The sequence below is a fragment of the Paraburkholderia pallida genome, from assembly GCF_004524855.1.
GTDB lineage: Bacteria > Pseudomonadota > Gammaproteobacteria > Burkholderiales > Burkholderiaceae > Paraburkholderia > Paraburkholderia oxyphila.
Genome location: NZ_CP038149.1, coordinates 1,898,827 through 1,924,216, shown reverse-complemented (window position 1 = coordinate 1,924,216; position 25,390 = coordinate 1,898,827). Strand labels below are relative to the sequence as shown.

Genomic DNA, 25,390 nt, shown 5'->3' with positions numbered 1-25,390 from the left:
GACACCCCATGTTCAGCCTCACACACGGCAAGCCGTTTTCACGCTGCGCGCGGGCTTGCGCAGGCGGCCGTTTTGCCGTCACCGCCATGTTCGCCGTGCTGTCTGTCATGGCCTCGTTCGCCGGCCCCGGCGCGGGGGCGGCATGGGCGAAAGAGCCCGCCGAACCCGCCGATGTGTTGTCGGTAGCGGCAGGCAGTGGCACGTTGATCGAGCTGCCGCAGCCCGCCGTGGCCGTCTTTGTCGCCGACCCGAACGTTGCCGATGTCCATGTGCCGACGCCGCGCTCGGTGTTCGTGCTCGGCAAGAAGTCCGGCACGACGACCCTGTTTGCACTTGGCCCGAACAACCGGGAAATTCTGCGCAAGACGATCAGCGTGTCCACGGATACGGCTTCGATTCAGCGCCTCGTCGACGCGCGCTTCCCCAAATTCGGGGTCACGGTCTCGGGTGCGCCCGGTTCGCTGATGGTCAGCGGCGCGGTGCCGAGCGCGGCGGATGCCGATGCCGTTGTCCAAACACTGCAGCCGTATCTGCACGCCAACGAGCAGCTCGTGAACCGCCTCTCGGTCGCACACCCGATTCAGGTGCTGCTGCGCGTGCGTATCACCGAAGTGGATCGCAACATCACGCAGCAACTGGGCGTCAACTGGAATGCCATTGGCGCGGGCGGCAACTTCTTCGGTGGGCTGTTCAACGGGCGCGCGCTTTTCGACGCGACGACGAACCTGTTCAACATTCAGTCCAATGGGGCGTACTCGGTGCTGGGCGGCTTCAAGGCCGGCAAGACGACGATCGAAGGCGTGCTCGACGCGCTCGATCAGGAAGGCTTGCTGACGATGCTGGCGGAACCGAACCTGACCGCGATGTCGGGCCAGACGGCGAGCTTCCTCGCCGGCGGCGAGCTGCCGATCCCGGTGCCGCAGAGCGGCACGACGAGCACGATCACGATCGAATACAAACCGTATGGCGTCGCGCTGAACTTCACCCCGACCGTGCTCGCCGACAACCGCATCAGCCTGAACGTACGGCCCGAAGTCAGCCAGATCGATCCGAGCAACAGCATCACGCTGAACTCGATCGTGGTGCCGGCGCTGACCGTGCGCCGCATGGAGACCACCGTCGAGCTGTCGAGCGGGCAGAGCTTCGCCATCGGCGGACTCCTGCAGAGCTCGACGAGCGACGTGCTCTCCGAGCTTCCCGGCCTCGGCGGCCTGCCGATTCTCGGCAAGCTGTTCTCGTCGAAGAAGTACCAGAACAACAAGTCGGAGCTCGTCGTCATCGTGACGCCGTATATCGTCGGGCCGACGGGGCCGGGCCGCCTGCGCGGCGCGCTGGACGACGTCATCAACCCCAGCAGCGACATCGAGTTCGCCGTGGGCCAGTCGCTCGGGATCGACCCGCTTTCGGCCAATTCGCCTCGCCTCGTTGGCGCTGCGGGCTTCGTCTATTGATCTTCACATGGGACCGCGATGAACGCTCGGCTCTCCCTCATTGCCACGATTTTCGCCGCCATGGCTAGCGTTGGCCTCGCGTCGTGCATGTCGGCGCAGCCGCCGCTCGGCATGCCCGATCCCTCCGTGATCGGCTTTACGCCCGGCGACGGCGGACGCGCGACGCCGCCGCAGTGCGCCTCGCTCAATCAGCGCTCCGGCATGCTCGATGCGGGCGAGGCGCGGCCTGGCGTGGCGTTCGGCTGCGCGACCTACTCGAACCTGGCCACGATGCTCGCGCGGCCCGCCGACCTCGTGGCGCCCGTGCCCTACACCGGCGCGGACGCGCCGCTCGCCGCAAGCGCGGTGCGGCGCTACGAGGAAGGCCGGTCGATTCCGCTGAGCACGGATTCTTCGAGTTCTTCGTCGAACTCGGCATCGACGACGGGTTCGCCGTCCGGATCGCAATAACGGAGATGGGACGCATGGGCGCTTTCGAATCGAACATCCTCAAACGCCGGAGCCGTCCGTCCGGCGCCGAGAAACTCATCGCCGTCGTCGCCGACACGCAAAGCATCGAGGTCGTCAAGAGCGTCATCGTCGATCAGGGCATCGCGACCTCGCACGTCACGCTCGGCTCGCTCGACGATGCGTACGAAATCATGACTTCACTGAAGGAGTCGCCACGCTACCTGATCGTCGATGTGACGGGATCGACGATGCCGATCTCCGATCTGACGCGTCTCGCCGAGGTCGTCGATCCCTCTGTCGCCGTGATCGTGGTGGGCGAGCGCAACGATGTCGGGCTCTTTCGCAGCCTGCTGCACCTCGGCGCGCAGGACTATCTCGTCAAGCCGCTCACCGCGGAGCTCGTCCGGCGCGCGCTGACGTCCACCGACGGCGGCACGTCGGCTCGCATGGGCAAGGTGCTCTCATTCGTCGGCGCCCGGGGCGGCGTCGGCGTCACGACGATCGCCACCGCGCTCGCTTCCCATCTTGCCGGCAAGACGCGGCGCCGCATCGCCTATGTCGATCTCGATCCGTACGGCGGCGCGGCCACCTCGATGCTCGGCGTCACCGCCAACAACGGGCTCATCGAATTGCTGCAAAACCCGCAGCGGCTCGATCAGCAACTGATCAATCAGGCTTTCGTCGCGCAGAGCGATCGTCTTCTCGTGCTGGCCTCGGAGCTCCCGTACAACCAGGAGTTCGTCTTGCGTTCGGGCGCGCTCAGCGAGCTCGTCGCGATGCTCAAGCGCCACTTCCACTACATCATGCTCGATCTGCCCGGGCGCGCGGGCCGACTCGTCGAGGAAGCGCTCGATGCGAGCTCGACGATCCACGTCGTGGCCGATCTCTCCGTGCATTCGGCACGCGAAGCGGCGCGGCTTTGCCGTTTCGCCCAGACCCTCGACGGCGCGCCCGCCATCACGGTGCTGCTCAACGAAGCGCGGCAGCCCGTTTCCGGGCGCGTTCGCGAGGACGATTTCGCCAACGCGCTCGCACGCGGGTCCGTGCATTCACTGCCCTACGAGCCGCAGAGCCTTGCTCTTGCCGAGAACCTCGGTGAAGCCGAAACGCTTGCCCACGCACAACGCTCGCCGTTCGCAACGGCCATCGTGTCGCTGGCCAATACGATCACGGGCAGCGAAGCGACCGTGGCCCGCGAGCCGTGGTACAGGCGCCTGTTGCCCACGCGGAGGGCGAGCTGATGTTCGGCCGCCGCAACACCCTCGCGATCGGCCCGTCCTTCGGCGATGCCGATGAGCCCCGCAGCGGGGCTCCCGACCCCGCTGCAGCCGAGCCCGAAGGGAGCAAGCGCGAGGCGGCGCTGGCTGCGTCGGCAGGCTCGCCGGCCGCCGTGAGCCACGCCGCCGCGGACCGCAATGAAGCGCTGATCCGCTCCGAGACGTTCAAGGCGATTCGTGCGGCCGTGTTTGCGTCGATGAACATGTCGGCGGCGCTGACGATGTCGCGCAGCGAGGTCCGCACGGGCGTCGAGCAGATCGCGGCCGAGACGACCGCCCGCGAGCGCTTGTCGCTGACGCTGGCCGAGCAGACGCTGGTCGTCGACGAGATTCTCAACGACATGTTCGGCATCGGGCCCATCGAGCCCCTGCTCGCGGACGAACGCGTCACCGATATTCTCGTGAACGGACCGGACCAGGTCTACGTCGAGCGTGGCGGCCGCCTTGAACTGACGACGCTGAAGTTCCGCGACAACGCGCATGTCATCAACGTGGCGCAGCGCATCGCGGCCGCAATCGGGCGGCGCGTCGACGAAAGCAGCCCGATGGTCGATGCACGTCTTGCCGACGGCAGCCGCGTCAACGTCGTGCTGCCGCCGATCGCGCTGCGCGGGGCATCGATCTCGATTCGCAAGTTCGCCAAACGCAACATCACGCTCGGCCGGATGGCGCAGCAAGGCAATATCTCGACGCAGATGGTGGACGTGCTGCGCATCGCGACGGCGTGCCGCCTGAACATCATCGTCTCCGGCGGCACGGGCTCCGGCAAGACGACGCTGCTCAATGCGCTCTCGCGCTTCATCGACGAAACCGAGCGCGTCGTCACGATCGAGGACGCCGCCGAGCTGCAACTGCAGCAGCCGCACGTCGTCAGCCTCGAGACGCGGCCCGAAAACAGCGAAGGCCTCGGCGGCGTCTCCCAGCGCGACCTCGTTCGCAACGCGCTGCGGATGCGCCCGGACCGGCTCATTCTTGGCGAGACGCGCGGCACGGAAGCATTCGACGTCTTGCAGGCGATGAATACGGGGCACGACGGATCGATGACGACGATTCACGCGAACACCCCGCGCGATGCCATCACGCGACTCGAGAGCATGGTGATGATGGCCAACGGCAATCTACCGCTCCTGTCGATCCGCAGACAGATTGCCAGCGCCGTCAATCTGATCCTGCAAGTCGAGCGCATGCGTGACGGCGTGCGGCGCGTGACCCATGTGACCGAGATCGCGGGCATGGAAGGCGACGTCGTCATCACGCAAGACCTGTTCACGTTCCGCTACAACGGCACCGCTTACGAAGAGCAGGTGCGCGGGACGTTCGACTGCTCGTCGCTGCGTCCGGTGTTCTCCCAGCGCGCAGCCTACTTTGGTCTCGAAGAGGCGCTGCTCGCGGCGATGCAATCATGAGATCCGCGGACGTCATCGGCTTCGGCGCGTTCTTCGCCTTCGTCATCGGCGGCCTCATCGTGCGCGCGTTGCGCAGCATCGCGCGCCAGCAGCCGCGTACGCGCATTCGCGCGCGCGTGGCCGAGGTGCGTGACGATTCCAGGGCCACGCTCGCGGAGCGCGACGCGGCGCAACAGGCGCAGCTGCTGCAGCCCAAGCGCCGCTTTGCCGACCACGACGCCCTCTTCGCCGTCGTTACGGCCTGGCACGAACGCATACGCACGGTCAGTGGCCCGGGCGGTGTTCGCGCGATGTATGTCATCGCGAGCGCGGCACTCGTTGTATCGATAATCGGCACGGCGTTCGCGCCTGTGGGGCCGGTGCTGCACGTGCTCGCCTGCATCGTCATTCCGGTTCTCATCGTGCGGGGGGCTTACCGCTGGTTGATCGATCGTTTCAGGAAACGCTTTCTCGCCGTCTTTCCCGATACGATCGACCTCATCATTCGCGCGGTGCGCGCCGGCATTCCCGTCGTGCAGGCCATCTGCGTCGCGGGCGTCGAAAGCGAGGAGCCGGTGCGGACGACATTTCGCACCATGGGCGATGCCTTGCTCGTGGGCGCCGAGCTGAAGGAGGTGCTCGAGCAGGCTGCGGCGCGCCTGAGGCTCGCCGACTTCTCGTTCTTTTCCGTCTGCCTGAACCTGCAGCGCGAGACGGGCGGCAATCTGGGCGATACGCTCGAGAACCTCTCGGGCATCGTGCGCATGCGGCGCGACATCCGGGCAAAGAGCAAGGCGCTCACGGCGGAAGGGCGACTCGCGAGCAAGATGATCGCAGCCGTCCCGTTCACGCTCATGGCCTTTCTCTACCTCGTCAATCGGCCCTATCTCGAGACGCTCACGAATACCCGGGCCGGACACAAGATCCTCACGCTTTCCGCCGTGCTGCTCACGATCGGGCTGTGGCTCATCAACAAGATTTCGAACCTGGACACGTCGCGATGATGAACGCCGACCTCTGGCGCAATGGCGCCCTGCTTTTCCTGCTCGCAGCGTTCACCCTGTGGCTGGTCCGGCGCGATTCGAGCCCGCGCGCACGCATCGTTCAGCGCACCCGGCAAGCGGTGGGCCGCGTGGGCGTCGACAACAATGCGACGGCCGACGCCGCGAAACGCATGCCGCAGCGCTTCGCCAAACGGATCGCCGCGCTCGGCGAACGGCTGCCTGTCGTGCAGGCCGACGACCGCGCCAAGCTGGCCATGCGTCTTGCCAACGCGGGCTTCCGCGACCAGCGCGCGGTCGCCGTCATTGCGGGGCTCAAGATCGTTGCGGGAGCCTGTCTCGCGCTCGGCGCCATCGCTCTCGGCGGGCATCTGCCCAAGGTCGGCCAGATATTTGCGGTGCGTGCGCTGCTGATGGCGGGCGCATTCGTCGTCGGCATGATGCTGCCGGAATATGCACTCGCGTTCTTCATCCGGCATCGCCGCAAAGCGATCGCCGCCGCGCTGCCCGACGCGCTCGATCTGCTCGTCGTCTGCACCAACGCAGGCAATAGTCTCGTGGTTGCCATCAAGCGCGTGGCGAGCGAGCTGCGCATCATCTGCCCGCAGCTTGCCGATGAGTTCACCGTAACAGCGGACGAACTCAGCATTGGCGGAGACACCGCGCAGGCGCTCCATGGGATGTCGGCGCGAGTCGGTCTGCCCACGATGCGCGCACTGGTGACGACGCTGGTGCAGTCACAGAAGTACGGCACGCCGGTCACGCAATCGCTGCGCACGCTGTCGCGCACCGAGCGGACCATGCAGATGGTCGCGCTCGAGGAAAAGGCCGCCAAGCTGGCACCCAAGATGGTGATGCCGATGATGTTCTTCATCATGCCGACCGTCTCGCTCATTGCGGCGGGGCCGGCGGCCATTCGAATCATGGCCGTGTTCAACGGCCATTGAGCGCCTCGTGGTTTCAGGAGTTGAAATTGAACCCATCTCTTCCGAAGCTTGCGCGCGCGACGCTCGTCGCGCTGCTGGCACCGCTGGCCGCCGCGTTGCTTGAAACGGGTTGTGCAAGCAATCACTTCGTGACGCCCCAGCCGGCTGCCGCCACGCACCTGCCCGATGCGCAGGCCGACATGCATGTCGCCGAAAGCGCGCTTGAAGCCGGCGACACGCAGCTTGCCATGTCGCTCTTCGAAAAGGCGCTGAAGACCGACCCGCAATCGAAGGCCGCGCAGCTCGGTCTCGGCGATGCGATGTATCAGAGCGGCGACCTCGCGCGCGCCGGCGTCCTCTATGCGCGGGTGGCAGCCGCCGCGCCGGACGATGCGCGCGCGATGCTCGGGCTCGCGCGCGTCGCGCTGCGTCAGCGGCGGCTCGACGAGGCCGAGAGGCGCTATCGCGAACTCCTCGCGGCCCATCCGGAGCATGCGGTAGCGGCCGAGGGGCTTGGCACCACACTGGATCTCGAGGGCAAGCACGTGCAGGCGCAGGCGGTCTATCGGGCGGCCTTGCAGCGCCACCCCGAGGTCGTGGGGCTCAATGCGGATCTCGGCCTGTCACTCATCCTGTCCGGCGATGTGCGCGCGGGCGCCAATGTGCTGCTCGACGTAGCCGGCTTGCCCGACGCGCCGCCACAGGCTCGCCATGACCTCGCGCTCGCGTACGGATTGCTCGGCAACAGCGAGGCGGCCAGGCGTATCCTGGTCACCGACATGCCGGCCGATTCCGCGGACGACAATCTGCGCTTCTATCAGCAACTGCGTGAGCGCCTCGCTACCACGAAGCGTGACACGGGTGGTGCGGGCGATGCGGGCGCGGGTGGAACACAGCCGGTGTCGGCGGCGAGCACCATCGCTGGCGGAGTGCTCCGTTGAAGGCGCGCGGGCGCTCCGGCCGCGGTTCCCGCGCTCACGCGCGTGGCGTCGTTTCGCTCGAGTTCGTGCTGATGCTGCCGTTCCTGCTGATGCTGTTGTTCGGCATCGTCGACGTGAGCATGGTGCTTTGCGACAAGGCCGTGATCACCAACGCGGCCGGGGAGGCGGCGCGCCAGGGCGTCGTGCTGCGCGCGTCGCCCTATACGCAAGGCCAGATCCAGACGGTTGCGCTCGCCTATACGAACAATGGCCTGGTGACCAGCGGCACGAACACGCCCCCTACGGTGACCGTGAGCCCGACGGGCGGCTGCGCGGCCGCCGGTAGCAGCAATCCGCTGCAGGTGAGCATTAGCTACACCTACAACGGCGTGGTGCTCGGCTCGGCATTCAGCGCACTAACGGGGCCTGTCACGGTGAAGGCCGTCGCGGTGAAGAACTGTGAATAAGGGCGTGCATACCCGCCGGGCCGCGGCTGCGACCCTTTGCCCGTCGCCGCTGCGGCGCCATACGCGAGCGCGCCCGCACTCGCGCGTGCGTGCGAGACCGCAAGAGCGCGGGTCGGTCGTACTCTGGTTCTTGCTGACGTTCACGGTGCTGCTGATGTTCGGCGCATTTGCGATGGACCTGCCGCTTGTCTTCGCGGCCAGCGGCGAATTGCAAAACGGCGCTGACGCAGCGGCGCTCGCCGGCGCTGGCGCGCTCCTCCAAAACAACGCTACAGCGCTGAACTGGGCCGGGGCGGCCTCGTCCGCAACGGCGGCCATTGCGTTGAATTCGTCGGGCGGTGTCAAGCTCTCCAGCGGAGCGGTCACGGCGGGCTATTGGGACATTGCCGCGTCGTCGCCCACGCTGCTCACGCCGAGCCAGGTCACGCTGCCGGGCACGTCGGGCCAAATGCTCGAGCCCGCGGTACAGGTGACGATCACTCGCAATGCCGCGAGCAATGGCGGCCTCGTGTCGTTGCTGCTCGGCTCGCTGCTCGGCATGCAGTCGACCGCCGATAGCGCAACGGCCGTGGCGGTCATTGCGCCGCCGTCCGCGGTGCCCGCCGGCGCACTCTTTCCTATGGTCATGGATCAGTGCGTGTACAACCAATACTGGAACTCGGCACAGAATGCACCCACGCTCAATGCGGCAGGCCAGCCTTACGAGTTCGAGATCGGCAACGGCCAAACCTATGGTTCGTCCTGCGAAGCAGGGCAGTGGACGTCGTTCCTCATCGTCGCCAACGACACGCCGACGATCACCGGTTTGATCACTAACGGAAATCCGACCGCACTTTCGATCGGGAGCAGCATCTACATCGAGCCAGGTGTGAAGGCGGCCGTCTACAAGAGCGTTCCCATGGGAACGACCGTCCTCATGCCAGTCGGCACCCAGATCGTGAGCAAGACCACCGTGTCGATCATCGCGTTCGCCGCCTTTTACATCGACACCGTGAGCCAGGGTGGCAAGTACATCGAGGGGCACTTCGTAGCCGGATACAAGATGCCGACGCAGGGGACCGGCGTGTCCTCGTCGAACTATGGTGGCTACGTCGCGCCGCGTCTCGCATTTTGAGCTGGGCGGCGGCGCTCAATAAAAGAAAGTCGCGCGATACACGCGCCATGCTCGGAGAAAGCCGTCTTCAATGGCGATACAGGTCGGCCAGGAGTTCGGGCGACGCGCGGCGTTCGTTCGTTCGTTTTGCCATGTACCATGCGCCGGTATGTCGATAGTGGTGCCATTTTCCATCTGACGCGCCCGCATGGGCCGCCACTTTCAGGCGTTCGTTACGGCCGGCGTAAGCAGGCCTTGCAACCGCCGCGCGAGACGAGACCCACATCTCGCTGGCGTTTGCCTGAGCGACCAGCGTGCGGGCCTCAGGCTGCGTTTCGGGCGTATCGCCGCGTAATGCGATGGCCGAGCCCGTTGCGTCGCTTACGCAATCCCATTGGCCGGCCAACGCGCAGTTGTGCGCCTGGGCGAGCAGCACCCTGACCGGTGCGATCGCTTCGAGCGGCATCAGACGGCCTGGCGGTGCCTGCACACTGGCCAGCCAGGCGCCGCTGGCCGTGTCGGGCGTGTCGGATTGTGGATCACGCAACCGATGCGCGTGATCGTAGCCGATGCCGGCAGCCAGTACGAGCACGTAGAACGCGACGCTCAGCGCCACGCTGAGCCCGGCGCCCGATGTAGCGGGTGTCGGGGAGTCGCCGCGTTCGTGTTCGATTGCGTGCCCGCTGTTGGCAGGCTCGTCAATCGACTGATCTTCAGGCGGGTTCGGTATCGCCATGGCTCGGGTGTTTCCTGAGGAGCGGGCCGCGCAGACCGTGCAGCTTTCAAACCTGTCTGACGCTTACCACTTGATCTGGGCATTCATGGTGCCGGTCTGGACGATTTCGAATTTCATCTCGCCCCGGTAAGTGCCTTCGATACGGTAGTCCGCGTCCGGCACGGAAAACAGGCAATGCGGACCGGCGGCGATGAAATCCATCAGCACACGGCCGTGCCGCCTCACCTTGACGGAAACCTCGGTCAGCGGGGCGCCGCTCGACGAGGAGACAAACGTCACACCAAGGTTGAACGGATGTTGAGGGTCGGGAGACGTTACGTGAGCGTCGATGTTCGTATTACCGCAGACGTAATAGAGCATCTGTTGCGGCGCCGCCGGAGCGTTCGATTGAGCAGCCGGCGTGGTGGAACTGGGTGGGGCGGTTGGCGCCATGGGTGCCGATGGCGCTGTCTCAGCCATTGGCGTCATGGGTTGCGAGTTTTGTGTTCCAACGGGTCTCGCGATCTGTGCCCAGGCAGATACCGCATACGCACTGGTGAAGAGCACGAGGCTCACGGGCAGGAGCAGACCTTTTTTCTTCAGAGTCCCCATGGTTATCTCCCTCTTTGGTGTGCAACTAGGATAGGGACCGTGGGGGCCAAAAGCAACCGCTCACGGGTCGTCAGTAATTTATGCCGCGTCCGTCCACTCGACCACAGAATGCAGGTACATATAGCAGCATAGTTGTGTTAACTAAGTGAAGAAGAGTACTCAGTTGTAACCGGATGAAACGTGCTGATGGATCTCGCATAACCGTGAACTAGAGTGTGGTCATGTGCCTCACGGAGAGGTAGCAATTCAAGTGCCGCACGTTCCTGGTGCGGGAAGCGTTGAAACACACCTGCAACGCTTCGATGTTCTGATCTGATCTGATGTGTTGTCCCGGTACTGTGTCTATCGGGCAATCGCAAGGACGCCGCAAGCCGGATGTTCCGGGTCTGCCGATTGGCGAGCGTGCCGTAGCGCTCGATATTCCATGATGTACTGACGATTTCTTCGCTGCTTCAACAGCGAAGAGTAGCGCGGTTGTGATTGGAGCCTGACTCCATATTTGATTGAGTCCGCAATAAAAAATACTTCACCGATCAGATGAATGACGAGTGAGGACATCACTTGCCGCGCGGGCGGGTGATGCTTGGGCGTCCCGTACCATGCGTTCATAGGTGCGCCCGTTGACTGACATTCACGATCGCTGTGCATGCGTGAGTGGTATTGCCTTGGGATGTTGTGCAGAAGCGATATTCGTACGCAGAAAGCGGTACGACATTTGCAAGTGCCGTGTCGTGTGTCGTACTGAACGACAACAAACAGCAAGGGGCAAACAAAAATGGTCGAGAGCAAGCGTTCGTACACGTCGCCTCGGCGGCGTCCACTCAGTGCATGCGCCCCCGCGGCGGTCATGCTTTTGTCAGCCTACGCAGTGCTCGAAAGCAAGGACGGTTTCGCGCAGGGCGTCGACGCTGCGAAGCCAGTGGTGTTCATGGTGGCGCTCGCGGACAATGCAGCGAGCAGCGATCCCGTCGTACGCCCCGTGATGACCGATGCTTCGGGGAGCACCGTGTATGCCGTCACGGCCTCGACGGACGTGCCCCAAGACACCGTGAGCGACGCTTCGGGCGTTCCGGTTTCGTCGCCTTCCGGGAACGTCGCGCCGGCGCCGGCCGAGACGGTTGCACAGGAGAGCGCGGCGTCGGCAACGGCAACAGCGCCCGTAACTGCGCCCGCGGCGCCGGCAACTGCGCCGGCCGCAGCGCCAACGGCTGAACCGCCGCTTGCTCCCGCTACTGCCGCTGCTCCCGCAACGCCTGCTGCCCCCGCGCCCATGCAGCAAGCGCAGCAGGCACAGGACAATAGCCCCACGCAGCCTGCTCCGCAGCCTGGGCAACAACCCGCACCTCAACCTGCACCTGTTACGCCGCAAATGCAGCTGCCCACGACCGGAAACGGTCCGCAGCCCGGCGAGGATTTGCGCCATCAGATCTTTGGCCTCGCAACGAGTGGCGGTGCGAACCGCGCGCTCGAAGAAGCGAAGAAGCGCCCCGATGTGTTCTCGGCGGTCGATCTCGCGGAGATCGAGGAACTCGCGATCCGGCAAGAAGTGCGGGGCGGCCGCTCCAAGGTGCGCGCAATGACGAGCACGGACCGCTTCGATTCGCTCGATGCCGCCATTCATCATGCGGAAGAATTCGACAAACGTCTGCCGAATACGCCGGAGTACGCGCAAGTGCGCGCATCGCTTGCCGGCGATCGCACCGTTGCGTATGCCGCGCGCGGGCGCATGGAAGACGCCGTCGCCGTGTTCGAAACCATCCCGCAGAATTCGGAGGTGTCGGCCGAGGCCCTCGCGTCGGTGGGCGACGCCTATTCCTATTTGCAGCAGCCGGCCAAGTCGGAAGCGGTGTATCGCCGTGCCATCGAAGAGACGCGCGCGGCGCCCTCCGACGCCGCAACGCTCGGCTACCAGTACGGTTCGCACACGCGTCTGATCGATCTGCGCGAAGGCCTGTTCTATGCGCTCACTGATCAGAACAAATATGCGCAGGCCCACCAGGTGCTCGACGACATTCACGCCGGCCTGCCGCCGGCCGACGAGGTGCATCCGTGGGATCCCGCAAACGACGACTATCTGCGCTACTACCGGCTGGTCGCGCAGTATCAGATTTACATTGGCCAGACGAAAGAAGGCATGGCCGGATTGCAGCGGCTCGAGCAGCAGGTGCCGTTCAACGCGGAAGTGCGCGACGCGCAGGCCGATGCGGTGCTCGGCACGGGCCAGACGCGGCGCGCTCGCGACATGTATTCCGCGACCTTGACGGACCATCCGGACAACATCGAGGCACTCTCCGGCCTCGGGCGCGCATCGATCGCGCTCGAAGACTACGCGAACGCGCACCGGATCAACACGGCTTTCGATGACACGTTCCCCGAGAACGGCTCCGTGCGCAGCTTCAAGCGCGACTATCAGGCGTACCTCGCGCCGGTATTGACGGTCGACGTGAACGGCGAGCATGGCAACTCGGTGCTGGCGGACAACGAGTTCAGTATCGACACGACCCTGTATTCGCCGCCGATCTTCGACAACTGGCGCGTCTTTTCCCATACGTTCTATGGCTATGCGAACACGGACATCGGCAATGTCAGCCGTACCCGCACCGGTATTGGCGGCGACTATCGCAATGGCCCGTTGACGGTGACCGGCGAAGCGACGCGTTCGATGGGCAGCGACGGACGCACCGGCGGCAACGGCGAAGTCTCGTATGCGTTCAACGACTATTGGTCGGCGAGCGCCGGCGTCGACAGCGACAGCAACGCGCTGCCCATGAAGGCGTACCTCAACCATATCTGGGGGAAAACCGCGGAGGCCAGCCTCAATTTCACGGATACCGATCAGCGTTCGGCTTCGCTGTCTTACTCCGCGGCGCGCTACAGCGACTCGAACTTCAATCAGGAGATTGCGTTGAGCGGGACGCAGCGCGTATTCACGACAGCGAACCAGTTCGTGAATATTTCGCTGAACCTGAGTACGGACAGCAACACGATTACCAATGCGGCCTATTTCGCGCCTTCGCGCGACTACACCGCGGAAGTGGTCGCCATGCACCAATGGGCGATCTGGCGCAGCGGGGAAAAAGCCCTGGTGCAGCGTTTCTATTTGACCGCGGGCGCCTATAACGAGCGCGGCTTCGGTACGAGCGCGGAGCTTGGGGCCCGTATCGAACACGCGTGGACGTTCAGTCACGACATCACGCTCAAGTATGGCTTCGGTGTGCTCAGTCACGCGTACGACGGATCGCGTGAATTTTCGGAGATCGCCTATGCCACGCTCACAGTTCCCTTCTGACCTTGAAATCCGAGAGGAGGCGGGCGATGCAATCTCGTCGACGTTTTATTTGTAGCTGTCTGGGTGCGATGGCAGGCTGTTCGCTGTTGCCATCGCTCGCGCCCGCGAAGCTGATCGACATCCTCCCGCCGGCCGATCCGGCCGATGGCAAGACTTTTCGTGTGATCTGCTTTCACGATGTGCGCGACAACCTGCGTGCCGAGTTCCATACGAACAGCATGATCGACCCCTATGCGGTCGACACCGGCACGTTGACATCGATTTTTTCGTGGCTCGATACGAACCACTACAACCCCGTGACGTTCAGCGCAATTGTGGCGTCGCGCAGCGGCGGTGCGCCGTTGCCGCCGCGCGCCGTGCTGCTGACCTTCGACGACGGCTTCAAGAGCCACCATGACAAGGTGCTGCCGCTGCTCAGGCAGTTCAAGTATCCCGGCGTGATGGGGATCGTCACGTCGTGGATCGATACGCCCGCGGATTCGGGCATTCGGCTTTCGGACGCCGTAGTCGTGCCGCGCGACACGTTCATGTCATGGGACGACGTGCGCAATGTGGCGGCATCGGGGCTCGTCGAGCTGGCCTGCCACACGCACGATCTGCATCACGGCGCCATTGCCAATCCTCAGGGTAACGAACTGCCGGCGGCCACTGCGCATCTGTACCTGAAAGACCAGCAGCGCTACGAGACGGATGCCGAGTTCGAGTCGCGCGTGCGTGGCGACCTCGGCAATTGCATGCGGCAGGTCAAGCAGCAGACGGGCGTGTCGATCCGCTCGATGGTGTGGCCTTATGGGGCGCAGAATCTGACCGTGCGCTCCGTGTCTGCACGCCTTGGCATGCCCACGCAGTTTACGCTCGAGTCCGGCCCGAATACGCCGGACATTCCGCTCGATCGCCTGCGCCGCATTCTTGCGACGTATGACATCGACGTGGGCGATTTCGAGCGCTCGATGCGCGAGCCTGCTCAGAACCGCGGCGAGATCAATCCGGTGGAGCGGCCCGTCGTGGTCTCGCTCGACGATGTCTACGATCCTTCGCCCGACGCGCAGGAGAAGAAGCTCGGCGCGCTGATCGAACGCATGTATCGATTGAAGCCGAGTTCGGTTTATCTGCAGGCCTTTTCGGACCCTTCGCGCTCGGGATTGGCGCGCGCGCTCTATTTCCCGAACCGGCATTTGCCGATGCGCTCCGATTTGTTCTGCCGCGCGGCCTGGCAGTTGAATACGCGCGCCAATGTGGAGGTTTATGCCTGGATGCCGGTGCTCGCCTTCGCGGTGCCGGACAAGCTCAACGGGCGCGTCGAGTTCGTCACGGCAGCCGCGGGCAGCACCTTGCCGCCCGGCGCGTCGGGCGTGCGCCGGCTCAGTCCGTTCGATCCGGCGGCGCGCGCTTATGTGCGCGATCTGTATGAGGATCTCGGCAAGTACTCCGCATTCAACGGCGTGCTGTTCGGCGAGGACGTGACGCTCAGCGATTTCGAGGACGACGGGCGGCACGCGCGCCAGACCTACGCGAGCTGGGGCTTGCCGGGCAATGTCGAGCAGATCCGCGCCAATCCAGAGACGATGAAGCGCTGGGGCACGCAAAAGACCCGCTATCTGCTCGACCTCACGAAGGAGCTGCGCCAGATCGTGCTGGACAGCCAGAACAGCGACGAAGTGCTGACCGTGCGCACGATCTTTCCCGACGTCTTGCTCGACCCGGGCAACGAGCCGCGCTATGCGCAAAACTATCCGACCTTTGTGAGCGCGTACGACTTCGTGGGTCTGCTCGCCATGCCGTCGCGACAGGGCATCACGGCGGTGGACAGCTGGCTCGACAAGCTCGGCCGGGTGGTGCAGGCCGTGCCGGATGGCCCGCGCCGCACGGTCTTTCTCCTCGAGGCAACCGATGCACAAACGGGCGACAGCGTGCCGACCGCGCGCCTGACCGATCAGATGCGCCATCTGCGCGAGGAGGGCATGGTGAGTTACGGGTACTACCCCGACAATTTCGCACGCGATCTGCCGAATGCGGTCGCATTAACCGACGTCATGTCGACGCGCCAGCGCCTCGATCCCGCGTCGATCAATGTGCTGCTAAAAGGCGCTCAGGCCGGAGGAGTACGGTAATGGTGCATATCGTGATCAACCGGCTGCAGGACTTTATTTTTTTCTACCCGTTCTTCATGTCGTATCTATGGATGATCGGGGGCTCCGTGCATTTCCTCGCGCTCGAGCATGGCCGGTCGCGCTCGCCGAGCGCATTGAGAATGTCGGGGATGCCGAAGGTGGCCGTCATTGTGCCGTGCTTCAACGAAGAGATGAATGCGCGCCGCGTGTTTCATCATCTGGCGACACTGAAGTACCCCAATTACGAAATCATCGCAGTCAACGACGGCAGCCGCGACCGCACCGGCGAGGTACTGAACCAGCTCGCCACCGAGATTCCACATCTGACCGTCATTCATCATTCGAAGAACGAGGGCAAGGCGATTGGCCTGACCACTGCCGCGGCGCTCACGAACGCGCCTTACCTCATGTGCATCGACGGCGACTCGCTGCTTGGCGAGGATGCGATCGAATGGATGCTCGAGCACTTCATCTCCGACCAGAACGTGGGCGCGGTGACCGGCAATCCGCGCATCCGCACGCGCACGTCGCTGTTAGGCCGTATGCAGGTGGGCGAATTTTCTTCGATCGTCGGACTGATCAAGCGCACGCAGCAGGTCTATGGGCGCATCTTCACCGTCTCGGGCGTCATCACGATGTTCCGCAAGAGCGCGCTCGCCGATGTCGGCTACTGGAGCTCCGACATGCTGACCGAGGATATCGACATCAGCTGGAAGCTGCAGTGCAACGACTGGCGCGTGGCCTACGAGCCGCACGCACTGAGCTGGATCCTCATGCCGGAGACGCTCAAAGGGCTCTACAAGCAGCGCCTGCGGTGGGCCAAGGGTGGCATTCAGGTGTTGTTCAAGTACGCGGGAAGGATTCTGTTCGGGCAGCGCCTGATGATGTGGCCGCTCTTCGTCGAGTACGCGCTCGGTATCGCCTGGGCTTATTCGATGGCGTTCATCCTGCTGCTCTCGCTCGTCAACGCGTTCTACACGTTGCCGCCGGACTGGCACGTCTCGCTGTTGCCACACTGGCACGGCATGCTGTTGGTAGCGACCTGCGTGTTGCAGATCATCGTCGGCTGCGTGATCGACCGGCGCTACGACGAGAAGCTGCTGCTCTACATTATGGACACCGTCTGGTATCCGCTTGCGTTCTGGTTGATCAACATGGTCACCACTGTCGTCGCGCTGCCCATCATCGCCTTCGGGCGCCGCGGCAAGCGCGCAGTCTGGACTAGCCCTGATCGAGGTATACAGCATGAACAACACGCCCGTCATTGACCTCTCCCTGCGCAACCCGCAACAGATCATGTCCGACTACGGCATCGCTCGCGGTGTCCTGCTGGTGCTGTGGTTCCGGCTGCTGCGGCCGGCCTGCGTCGGTTCGATGTGGGCGGGCATTACGATCTACGCCTATCGCTATCTATTGCCGTTCGAGGAGGGCGATCTTTCGTGGCCCGAACTGGTGTCGTATTTCGCGGCGATTGGCGCGATCGCCTCGGTTTTGACGATGTGGATGATACTCGCGCGCGTGGCGCACCCGTTTGCTTCGAAGTCGCGCACGCAGCGTCTGCTGCGTCGCAAGGCAGGGCTGACGGTCGAGCCTGGTCCGTTCGCCGGAGCCGCTTCGCGCGAGCTGAACTCGGTAGCGCGGGTGTTCGTAGCCTCGCATGACGCAAACGGGCTGATCGCGGCGCTGCGCGTGCTGTCCGTAGCAGGACCGGCTACGAGCGGTGCGGGCGCTGCGGGCGAGCGCGAAGCCACGGGCGGCGGCAGCTACGGCAACTCGAAGCAGACGGTGTACACGTCTGCGGCCAAGACGTCGCTCCGGACGCCACGGCATTGAGTCGACAGGCCGATGCGCTGCCACGGCAAAGCGGACGCCGACATGGATCGCACCTTCGAGCGTGCCGGGCGACGCCGCCGATCCGGCTGGCTGGCCGCGGCCGGATTCGCCCTCGCGGTCGCGGCGTATCCGGCGTCCAGCGGTAGCGCCAGCGCCGTGGTGGTCACTGCGCGGCAGGCGCCGCCCGGGGCAGTGGTGGCCGTGCCGGCGCCCGGTCTCGGCGACGAACGGCGCTTCATGCACGGCATCGGCTGGGCGAGCGCCGGCGGCGACAAAAGCTGGGTCTTCTTCAGCAGCTCGGGTCTGCCGCCACGTGGTGCGAATCGTGACGGCAGCTGGCCGCACGACGTCTATGTCGGCGCGTGGTCGCCGGGGCATCCGCGCCTCTCCGGCGTGCATATTTTCATCAGCCGTCCGGAAGCGCAGGAGCCCGTATCGGTCGCGCAAAATACCGAGGGCAATATCTTCGTCAGCTTCGAGGACGGCTGGAACACGCCGAACGAAGTCAGCCAGCGTTACGGCGTCTATCGAGCGAACCTGGCGCCCATCAAGCCCTATCCGAACGATGTCGAGTCGGGCGGCCATTCGGGGCATGTGGCCGCGGTTGGCGAGCGCTTCGTCGTGTTCTATTCGGAGGACTGGGTGAACGGCGGCGGTGTCGACAACCTCGGCACCGGCAACGGCGTGTATGTGAAGGTCTACGACGGCTCGGGCAAGCTGTTGCGGCACGAGAACGTGGCGGCCCATGTTCGCGAGTGGTGGCCCATGATTGCGGGCTCGTCGACCAAGGCGCTGCTCGTCTGGCAGAAGTACATTCCCGGCGAGATTGTCGCGCAACTGGAGTTTGCCGTGTACGACCCCGTGAGCGGCAAGATCGAGCGGCCGGAGGATGGGGTCAATGTGTTCCGTGTGCAGTACTACACGTATGCCGCGGCCTGGGTGCCCGCTGTGAACCGCTTCGTGCTCGAGGCGACGCTGGAGAACGGGCGCACTTCGATACTGTTGATCGACGAAGCCGGGCTCGTCACGGCGAAACTCGAATGTTTGCCCGCCTCCGTGCGCGAATCGAGCATCGCGGTGGACGGCAACGTCGCGTATGTGCCCACGCGCGACGGCCGCTTGATGGCGCTTGCGCTGACCGGAAGCACGATCGACTTGCAGGGCATGATGCGTGCTCCGTTTGCCTGGGGCAACACGGGTGCGATTGGCATTCCGTATGGTCCTGGCGCAGTTCATTTTGTCTCGCTTTCGCCGGTTGGCTTGCGTGAAGCGAACTTCAACGTGCACAACGAGGTGGCGCCTTCCGCATCGGATCGCTGCGGCCCCGAACGTGCACCAAAGCAGTCGGACGTTTCGACGGACGACTAAGGGAGGCGATCATGTGCGGAATCGTTGCGGGCGTGGCCCAGCGCAACATCGTACCTTCGTTGCTGGAAGGTCTGAAGCGGCTCGAGTACCGCGGATATGACTCATGCGGCGTTGCGGTGCTCCAGCGCGGCGAAGCGCGCCGGGTTCGCACGCTCTCGCGCGTGTGCACCCTGGAGGCCGACGCGCGCGCAATCGACCTCGATGGCGCGACCGGCATCGCGCACACGCGTTGGGCGACACACGGCATGCCGGTGATCGACAATGCGCACCCGATCTTTTCCGGCGAGCTGATCGCCGTCGTGCATAACGGCATCATCGAGAATCACGAGCAGTTGCGCCAGTCGCTGCGCGCGAAGGGCTATGTGTTCACGAGTCAGACCGATACCGAAGTGATCGCGCATCTGGTTCACGAACACTATTGCGGCGATATTCTCACGGCGGTACACAACGCGACCAGAATGCTGCAAGGTGCCTATGCGATTGCCGTGATGTGCCGCGATGAGCCGGGACGCGTGATTGGCGCGCGGCAGGGTTCGCCGCTCGTCGTCGGCATTGGAAAGGAGGGTGTGTTTCTTGCCTCGGATACGTTTGCGCTTGCCGGTAGCGCTGAACGATTCATTTATCTCGAGGAAGGCGATCTCGTCGATATCGAAGGCAAAGACGTCAAGATCCTCGACAAGGAGGGGCAGGCCGTTACGCGCCGCGAGATTGCCTTCGTACGCCACGCGTCGGATGCGGAGCTTGGCGCTTACCGCCATTTCATGCAGAAGGAAATCTTCGAGCAACCGGTAGCTGTCGCGCGCACGATTGCGTCGGTCACGGGGCGCGAAACGCATCAGGCGGGTATGCCGAAGCCGGAAGAACTGGCTGAAGTGACGAACGTCGTGATGCTCGGTTGCGGCACCAGCCATTACGCGGCGTTGACGGCGTGCGGCTGGTTCGAGCACTTTGCCAACGTTGCCGCGCGGGCCGAGATTTCCAGCGAGTATCGATATCGCGATTATGTTTCGCCGGGCAATACCCTCGTTGTCGCGGTTTCGCAGTCGGGTGAAACCGCCGATACGCTTGCCGCGCTGCGTTATACGCAGTCGATGGGCGAGCAGCGAACGCTGGCGATCTGCAATGTCGCGGCGAGCGCGATGGTCAGGCAATGCCGCTGGTCATTCATCACAGAGGCTGGCCCCGAGGTGGGCGTGGCGTCGACAAAGGCCTTCACGACTCAGCTTGTCGCGCTGTTCATGCTTGCGATCCAGATGGGCAAGCAGCGCGGGCACGTGAGCGAAAGCGAAGCTGAAAGCTATATGCGCCAGCTCACCGCCCTGCCGGATGCGATGCGCAATGTGCTGGCGCGCGAGCCCGAAATCATGGCGTGGGCCGAAGCGCTTTATCAATCCGATCACGCGCTTTTTCTCGGGCGCGGCACGCACTATCCGATTGCACTCGAAGGCGCGCTCAAGCTCAAGGAGATTTCCTATATCCACGCGGAAGGGTACCCCGCGGGCGAACTCAAGCACGGGCCGCTCGCGCTCGTGACCGATGCCATGCCCGTGATCGTGACGGCGCCCAACGATGCGCTCCTGCACAAGCTGAAATCGAATATGGAGGAAGTGCGGGCGCGAGGCGGACGTCTCTTCGTGCTCGCCGATTCGGACACGGGCTTGACGGTGGAGTCGGGCATGCGCCTGATCCACATGCCGGCCTGGTTCGGGGCGCTTTCGCCGGTGCTGCATGTGGTGGCGCTGCAGTTGCTTGCGTATCACGTGGCGTGCTTGCGCGGGACCGATATCGACAAGCCACGGAATCTCGCGAAATCGGTTACGGTGGAGTAGGGGGCGGGTTTTGGGTTGTGGCCACCGGCAATCATAGGTGTGATTTTTGTAACGCATATGTTGTGATGGCCATCCGAACACCTTCGCACCACATATTTCAATGCATGGTCTTGCGCGCGAGCGCGTCGAGCAGGGTGGTGACGCTCATGTCCTCGTCGAGCTCAGGCCAGAATAGTTGCTGGCCGTCCAGAGAGATTGCGAGGTGCTCGCGTTGCTCACTGGATGCCTCGTCGAGAGTAGGGAACAGGCGCAGGGGCAGTTGGATAGCGCGGGCGTCAGACAGGTCGATATACATCATCGGACCATCGAAGGCCACGTCGATTGCATAGGGTTGCATGGCGACTATCCTGGTGGCAGACGGGACTTCCAGGATAGGTCGCTGCTGGCTGTTACCCAAGCAAAGAAAAAAAGCCCCGCATTGCGAGTGCTTCTCGAGTGTACTCGTGGCTGTCACGCGGGCACGCGCTGTGCCCACGGCGCGAGAAGGTATGGAAGAGCTGCCAGGTCACAACAGTCAAACGCGTGGCAGATGCGACCGATGATGAATGCACCTGCGAGCATTCCAATCGGCGCTCCGATGCGGCCAGAGAAACTGGTGCCACCGATGATTGCAGCCTTCATCGTGTCGGACTCGATGCCGATACCAGCGTTTGCCAAGCGTCGCCTCCTATTTGACAAGTTGCAACACGTCGCGGAACTGGGGATGCTGGCAGGAGCGTAACCACTCGAACGCGACCATCTCCACGGTCGACACTTCGGCACCCGCTCTGGCGAGCCGGTCTATCGCCGCATCACGGTCTGAAGTTTTACGCGAACCGATCGCGTCTTTGACGAGCGTGACCTGCAAGCCTTGACTCAGCAAGCCAATCACAGTTTGCAGTACACAGACGTGCGCCTCGCAGCCAGCAACAATTATCCTCGTTCGCCCTCCAGGTAACGCGTCGACCAGACCTTCTGCGGTCGCATCGAAATGGTCCTTAACGATGGTGTTCGAGCACAGGCTCTTGATATTCTCCGCGTTCTCACCAAGCCGCTGGGGACTCTGTTCGGTGCCGATGATGGGCACGTTGAGCAACTGCGCGATTCTGCCCAGCCGGGCAGCCTGAGCTACGACCACCGCTCCTTCATGTATTGCAGGCATAAGTCTCGTTTGCAGGTCCACCAGGACGACCACTGATGCCTCTAGCGTATGCAGCATTGCCGTTCCTTTGGAGGGGCGTCTTCTAGGATAGCCTCGTTTTTGCGCCGGCGCACCACATGTTTGGCTGTCGGCGTGGTGGTGCTGGGCTGTGGGCTCGCACGAAAGCGCCGGTGCACGAGGGGACGACTATTAGTGTTGCTCACTGCATGGGGCAATTGTCGGCCATTGAGGAGGAAGCGGTGCGCGCTCTCTTCATTGGCGAGTCCGAACGCCGCCCAGCTCTCACGCGCGAAGCTGCGCAGGTCTGACTGTCGCCAGTCTGCTGCCAGCAAACGGGTCGGCATTCCAGTCCACGCTTGGGCGCTTGCTTGGCTCCTGGTCACACGACGTATTGATTGCAAAATGCTGAAGTGACTGTCCGGCGCTGGTCGCATGCATAGGCATCTGCTTCGGTCGAGCCGTCGGAGCCTGAAGATTCAAGCTGGGTTCGCAGGAGACGGCGGGCAGCGAGGTCTGTCAAAGTGCCGTCGAGAATATAAGTTGCGCCCTGCACGCCCTCGTGGTGCGGGAAATAGCCGAGCTTGGTGCGGTTCGGGCCGGTGACGGCGTCGACCTTATACCTTCGGGCTGCGCATAATAGCTTGGTGAGTGCCTGAAGGCGGCTTGAGTTCAGCCACCTTCTTTTTTCCGCCGTCGAGTTTGAACACGTAATCTTCCGAAAGCGACCTCGAGATGTTTCTGACGAGCATTGAGCACCAACCGGCATGGGTAGAACTCAGGGCTCGAGAAACGACTTCGGACTAGCGGTGCGGTCCAACTTCAAGGTGAAGGTAAAACGCTCGCGTATGTTCGCACGACCTCGGGTCTTCAACCCGATAAGGAGCCGAGAGTCTGGGTGGCCACCAGTTTCGGAAGGGGTTCACATAAGCATTGGCACAGGTCGTTCTCGAGGGCGACCGTCTTGCCCATTACCGTCATTGACCGCGGCGAGCCATCGCTGATGATGACGCCGGTCGTGCCGCAGGCCGGGCACTGAACCGACGCCCCAAGGAAGGCCAGGGGCTGCCCCTGAAATGACGCGTCCCCGATACCCTCGACGACAACGCCGTCGCGGTCCGTCTTGTCGCCCTTGCGGATGAAGCGGCGACTCATGTTGCGAGCCGCTTTGTAGTGCGGGGCGCAGCGTTGCATGCGCGCTCGACGTCTTCGGGCCATACGGGCTCGCGACACGTCAATTGGGCGAGGTAGTTAAGACAGCCCTGGATAACGCTTGGAATTGCAGTCAACGCAAACAGAAGCCACAAGGCGGGGTTCGGCGAATTGACAATGTCGGACACGTCTTCAAACTGCATTTTCAGGGAGTTCCTGAGCGAAATTTTTGTCGGCAGGAACTGCGTAATCGGCGGCACCGCAGAGGCACCGTCCGCCATGAAGCGCCGATAGTATTCGAAGAAGCTGTAGAACTCCCCCATCACCTGCTGGCCGACCTCGCTATCCTCCTCGAACGCCAACACCACGCGCTTTCCGAGTGAGAACGTGTCGATAACCTGTCCGCTATCGCTGAGCACAAGACACCGGACCAGCCGGGAGGCGGTCCTTGCGGCACCAGCCTTCGCTCGCCGCTCCACGTAGAAGAAGGCCTTGTCCCAGGGAACCGAAACTAAGCCGCCTGGCCCGTTGTGACGAAATGCGTAAATCATCTGATTCTGCCGACTGAGTCGAATCGGATAGCGCGTGTACCCGAAGCAGTCGCGCATCATGGCCCATACGCCGACCCCAAACAGCCCCATGAAGATGACCAGGCAAAAAGAAAGCCCTCCGTACACAATCCCGGTCTCACCCCGCTCCGCATATATTGGTGGCATATGGGTCATCATCCACAATATGAGAAGAATGCCTGCAAGTGACGCCATACCCGGCAAAAGAAAAGCCAGGAGACCATATCCCTTATCCCTGAACCTGGCATCCGAAATTTCGAGGCAAGATTCACTTATTGAAAAAGCAGTAAAACCATCCTTCGGTGTTGCTGAGCAAGGCTCGCCAGTTGGGAGGCGGGCAGCCTTTTCCTCATCGGTCAGTGGCCGGTTGAGCTGATACCGCGTAAATCCCTCAAACATCTCAATCCTCTTGAACCACGAAAACCTCGCCACACGACATTCTGGTCGCCGAGATGAAAAGACATCAATATCGCTGGAACTGGGTAACGCCAAGTGGTTGCCAACAATGTCTCGAATGCTAGCCCAGCTACTTCTTGGGCTTTCGCGAACCCTCACCCCGACAACGAGCCGAGCGTCTGCGACGCCACCAGCCTTGGAAGCGGGTCACATTTGCATTGACAGAGGTCGTTCTCAAGGGCGACCGTCTTGCCCATTACCGTCATTGACCGCGGCGAGCCATCGCTGATGATGACGCCGCTCGTGCCGCAGGCCGGGCACTGAACCGCAGCCCCAAGGTACGCCAACGATTGCCCCTGAAACGAGGTGCCATCGAGACCCTCCGCGACTACCCCATCCCGGTCCGTTTTGTCGCCCTTGCGAATGAGACGGCGACTCATGACGTAAGCCGCTCAGTCGCGGGCAGTACAGCGCTGCACGCGCGTTCGATGTTTTCGGGCCACACAGGCTCGCGGCAGGTCAGTTGGGCAAACCACTGCATCAGGGAGAAAATCAATGCGGGAAGTACGCCAATCCCCATTACCAGCCACACCATCGGATTGCTCGAGTTAGTCAGGGCTGACCAGCCTTCAAAATTCAACCGAAGCGAATTGCGCAGGGAAGCGCCCTTCGGCAGGAACTCCGTTACGCGCGGCACCGAATCAGGTCCGTTTTCCATGAAGCGGCGGTAGAATTCGAAATCCTGGTAGAGGATTTTCATGACCTCTTGGCCTCCCATACTGCTCTCATCGAATGCCAAGACGACTCGGGTTCCTACCGAAAACGTGTCCTTAACCAGTCCCTTGTCGTCAAGAACAAGGCAGCGAACCATACGCGGCGTGGTACGCGCAAGGCCCTGTCTAGGTTTGCGTTCGACGTACAGGAAGGCACTATCCCAGGGCACCGATACAACCCCGCCTGGTCCGTTGTGCTTGAACGCGTAAATCATCCGGTTACGCCGGTCAAAGCGGACAGGCCTGCAGGTGTAATTGAAACAATCACGGGTCAATGCCCAGATACCAATGCCCGAGAAGCCGAGCGCGATAACCAGGAAAAAACCAAGCACCCCATACATGAGCCCCACTTGTCCCCGCTGCTCGTAGATTGGAGGTAGGTGAGTCATCAGCCAAAGTACGCCCGCAGTGAATGCCAACGAACCGAGCCCAGGCAGCATAAACGCAACGACCCCCCAGCCTTTCTCGGAATAGCGACCATCACGAACTTCAAGACAGGTATCGCTCATCGAGAACACGGAACGGTCATCCTTGGGCATATCAGACACAGACTGTCCGATTGCAAGGCGCGCAGCCTGCTCTTCCTCGCTGACCGGCCGGTTCAGGCGATACCACGAGATTCCATCAAATGCCAT

Annotated in this window: 24 protein-coding genes; 15 read left to right on the top strand and 9 right to left on the bottom strand. The window is 63.0% G+C overall.

Annotation, left to right across the window (positions count from 1 at the left end; genetic code table 11):
- The first annotated feature begins 8 nt into the window (after positions 1-8).
- The 9 genes from E1956_RS23775 (at position 9) to E1956_RS23735 (ending at position 8,991) form a co-directional block, all read left to right on the top strand.
- Complete coding sequence (locus E1956_RS23775; RefSeq protein ID WP_167760096.1) at positions 9-1,451, top strand: type II and III secretion system protein family protein; 1,443 nt, start codon at positions 9-11, stop codon at positions 1,449-1,451.
- 18 nt (positions 1,452-1,469) lie between these two features.
- Positions 1,470-1,901: a CpaD family pilus assembly lipoprotein gene (locus E1956_RS23770; protein ID WP_134753456.1), complete on the top strand. Its 432-nt coding sequence runs from the start codon at positions 1,470-1,472 to the stop codon at positions 1,899-1,901.
- Positions 1,902-1,915: 14 nt separating this feature from the next.
- Positions 1,916-3,142: a CpaE/TadZ family protein gene (locus E1956_RS23765; protein ID WP_134753454.1), complete on the top strand. Its 1,227-nt coding sequence runs from the start codon at positions 1,916-1,918 to the stop codon at positions 3,140-3,142.
- Complete coding sequence (locus E1956_RS23760; RefSeq protein ID WP_134753452.1) at positions 3,142-4,584, top strand: CpaF family protein; 1,443 nt, start codon at positions 3,142-3,144, stop codon at positions 4,582-4,584. The genes E1956_RS23765 and E1956_RS23760 overlap by 1 nt, the downstream gene beginning before the upstream one ends.
- On the top strand, positions 4,581-5,567 hold the full coding sequence (locus tag E1956_RS23755) for a type II secretion system F family protein (protein ID WP_134753450.1): 987 nt from the start codon (positions 4,581-4,583) through the stop codon (positions 5,565-5,567). The genes E1956_RS23760 and E1956_RS23755 overlap by 4 nt, the downstream gene beginning before the upstream one ends.
- Complete coding sequence (locus tag E1956_RS23750) at positions 5,567-6,511, top strand: type II secretion system F family protein (protein ID WP_232071789.1); 945 nt, start codon at positions 5,567-5,569, stop codon at positions 6,509-6,511. Before E1956_RS23755 ends, E1956_RS23750 begins: the two co-directional genes overlap by 1 nt.
- Positions 6,512-6,537: 26 nt before the next feature.
- Positions 6,538-7,431, top strand: coding sequence for a tetratricopeptide repeat protein (locus tag E1956_RS23745; RefSeq protein ID WP_167760095.1), 894 nt, complete (start codon positions 6,538-6,540; stop codon positions 7,429-7,431).
- A complete protein-coding gene (locus tag E1956_RS23740) occupies positions 7,428-7,877 on the top strand; it encodes a TadE/TadG family type IV pilus assembly protein (RefSeq protein ID WP_256377780.1) in 450 nt (149 codons plus the stop codon). Before E1956_RS23745 ends, E1956_RS23740 begins: the two co-directional genes overlap by 4 nt.
- An 85-nt stretch (positions 7,878-7,962) precedes the next feature.
- Positions 7,963-8,991: a TadG family pilus assembly protein gene (locus tag E1956_RS23735; protein WP_256377779.1), complete on the top strand. Its 1,029-nt coding sequence runs from the start codon at positions 7,963-7,965 to the stop codon at positions 8,989-8,991.
- A 67-nt stretch (positions 8,992-9,058) separates the two neighbouring features.
- Here E1956_RS23735 and E1956_RS23730 read toward each other — a convergent pair whose 3' ends face one another.
- Positions 9,059-9,706 carry a hypothetical protein gene (locus E1956_RS23730; RefSeq protein ID WP_134753444.1) on the bottom strand — a complete coding sequence of 216 codons (648 nt, stop codon included), beginning with the start codon at positions 9,704-9,706 and terminating at the stop codon, positions 9,059-9,061.
- A gap of 63 nt (positions 9,707-9,769) precedes the next feature.
- Complete coding sequence (locus E1956_RS23725; RefSeq protein WP_232071571.1) at positions 9,770-10,297, bottom strand: hypothetical protein; 528 nt, start codon at positions 10,295-10,297, stop codon at positions 9,770-9,772.
- A gap of 847 nt (positions 10,298-11,144) precedes the next feature.
- On the opposite strand from E1956_RS23725, the gene E1956_RS23720 reads away from it, so the two are divergent.
- Genes E1956_RS23720 through glmS form a run of 6 tightly spaced genes read left to right on the top strand, consistent with a single transcriptional unit; the run spans position 11,145 to position 20,727 of the window.
- Positions 11,145-13,586 (top strand): PgaA family protein, encoded by a 2,442-nt coding sequence (locus E1956_RS23720; RefSeq protein ID WP_134753442.1) that lies wholly within the window; start codon positions 11,145-11,147, stop codon positions 13,584-13,586.
- Between the two features lie 26 nt (positions 13,587-13,612).
- Positions 13,613-15,697: a poly-beta-1,6-N-acetyl-D-glucosamine N-deacetylase PgaB gene (pgaB, locus tag E1956_RS23715; RefSeq protein WP_134753440.1), complete on the top strand. Its 2,085-nt coding sequence runs from the start codon at positions 13,613-13,615 to the stop codon at positions 15,695-15,697.
- Positions 15,697-16,965 carry a poly-beta-1,6-N-acetyl-D-glucosamine synthase gene (gene pgaC / locus E1956_RS23710; RefSeq protein ID WP_134753438.1) on the top strand — a complete coding sequence of 423 codons (1,269 nt, stop codon included), beginning with the start codon at positions 15,697-15,699 and terminating at the stop codon, positions 16,963-16,965. Before pgaB ends, pgaC begins: the two co-directional genes overlap by 1 nt.
- Positions 16,943-17,530, top strand: coding sequence for a Biofilm PGA synthesis auxiliary protein PgaD (locus tag E1956_RS23705; RefSeq protein ID WP_134753436.1), 588 nt, complete (start codon positions 16,943-16,945; stop codon positions 17,528-17,530). Before pgaC ends, E1956_RS23705 begins: the two co-directional genes overlap by 23 nt.
- 42 nt (positions 17,531-17,572) lie before the next feature.
- On the top strand, positions 17,573-18,898 hold the full coding sequence (locus tag E1956_RS23700) for a PQQ-binding-like beta-propeller repeat protein (RefSeq protein WP_197732861.1): 1,326 nt from the start codon (positions 17,573-17,575) through the stop codon (positions 18,896-18,898).
- A gap of 11 nt (positions 18,899-18,909) precedes the next feature.
- Complete coding sequence (gene glmS / locus E1956_RS23695) at positions 18,910-20,727, top strand: glutamine--fructose-6-phosphate transaminase (isomerizing) (RefSeq protein ID WP_134753434.1); 1,818 nt, start codon at positions 18,910-18,912, stop codon at positions 20,725-20,727.
- 97 nt (positions 20,728-20,824) lie between these two features.
- Here the strand turns inward: glmS and E1956_RS23690 are convergent, their stop codons facing one another.
- The 7 genes from E1956_RS23690 to E1956_RS23660 form a co-directional block, all read right to left on the bottom strand.
- Positions 20,825-21,064 carry a DUF2442 domain-containing protein gene (locus tag E1956_RS23690; RefSeq protein WP_134753432.1) on the bottom strand — a complete coding sequence of 80 codons (240 nt, stop codon included), beginning with the start codon at positions 21,062-21,064 and terminating at the stop codon, positions 20,825-20,827.
- 113 nt (positions 21,065-21,177) lie between these two features.
- Positions 21,178-21,384, bottom strand: coding sequence for a hypothetical protein (locus tag E1956_RS23685; protein WP_134753430.1), 207 nt, complete (start codon positions 21,382-21,384; stop codon positions 21,178-21,180).
- A 10-nt stretch (positions 21,385-21,394) separates the two neighbouring features.
- Complete coding sequence (locus E1956_RS23680; protein ID WP_134753428.1) at positions 21,395-21,925, bottom strand: isochorismatase family protein; 531 nt, start codon at positions 21,923-21,925, stop codon at positions 21,395-21,397.
- 810 nt (positions 21,926-22,735) lie between these two features.
- Positions 22,736-23,020, bottom strand: coding sequence for a PAAR domain-containing protein (locus tag E1956_RS23675; RefSeq protein WP_134753426.1), 285 nt, complete (start codon positions 23,018-23,020; stop codon positions 22,736-22,738).
- Entirely contained in the window at positions 23,017-23,985 is a 969-nt protein-coding gene (locus E1956_RS23670) for a DUF6708 domain-containing protein (protein ID WP_134753424.1), read from the bottom strand. Before E1956_RS23670 ends, E1956_RS23675 begins: the two co-directional genes overlap by 4 nt.
- A 152-nt stretch (positions 23,986-24,137) precedes the next feature.
- Positions 24,138-24,422, bottom strand: a complete 285-nt coding sequence (locus tag E1956_RS23665; protein ID WP_134753422.1) for a PAAR domain-containing protein — start codon at positions 24,420-24,422, stop codon at positions 24,138-24,140.
- The gene (locus E1956_RS23660; protein ID WP_134753420.1) at positions 24,419-25,390 is read right to left on the bottom strand and encodes a DUF6708 domain-containing protein; all 972 of its coding nucleotides are present in this window, start codon (positions 25,388-25,390) and stop codon (positions 24,419-24,421) included. Before E1956_RS23660 ends, E1956_RS23665 begins: the two co-directional genes overlap by 4 nt.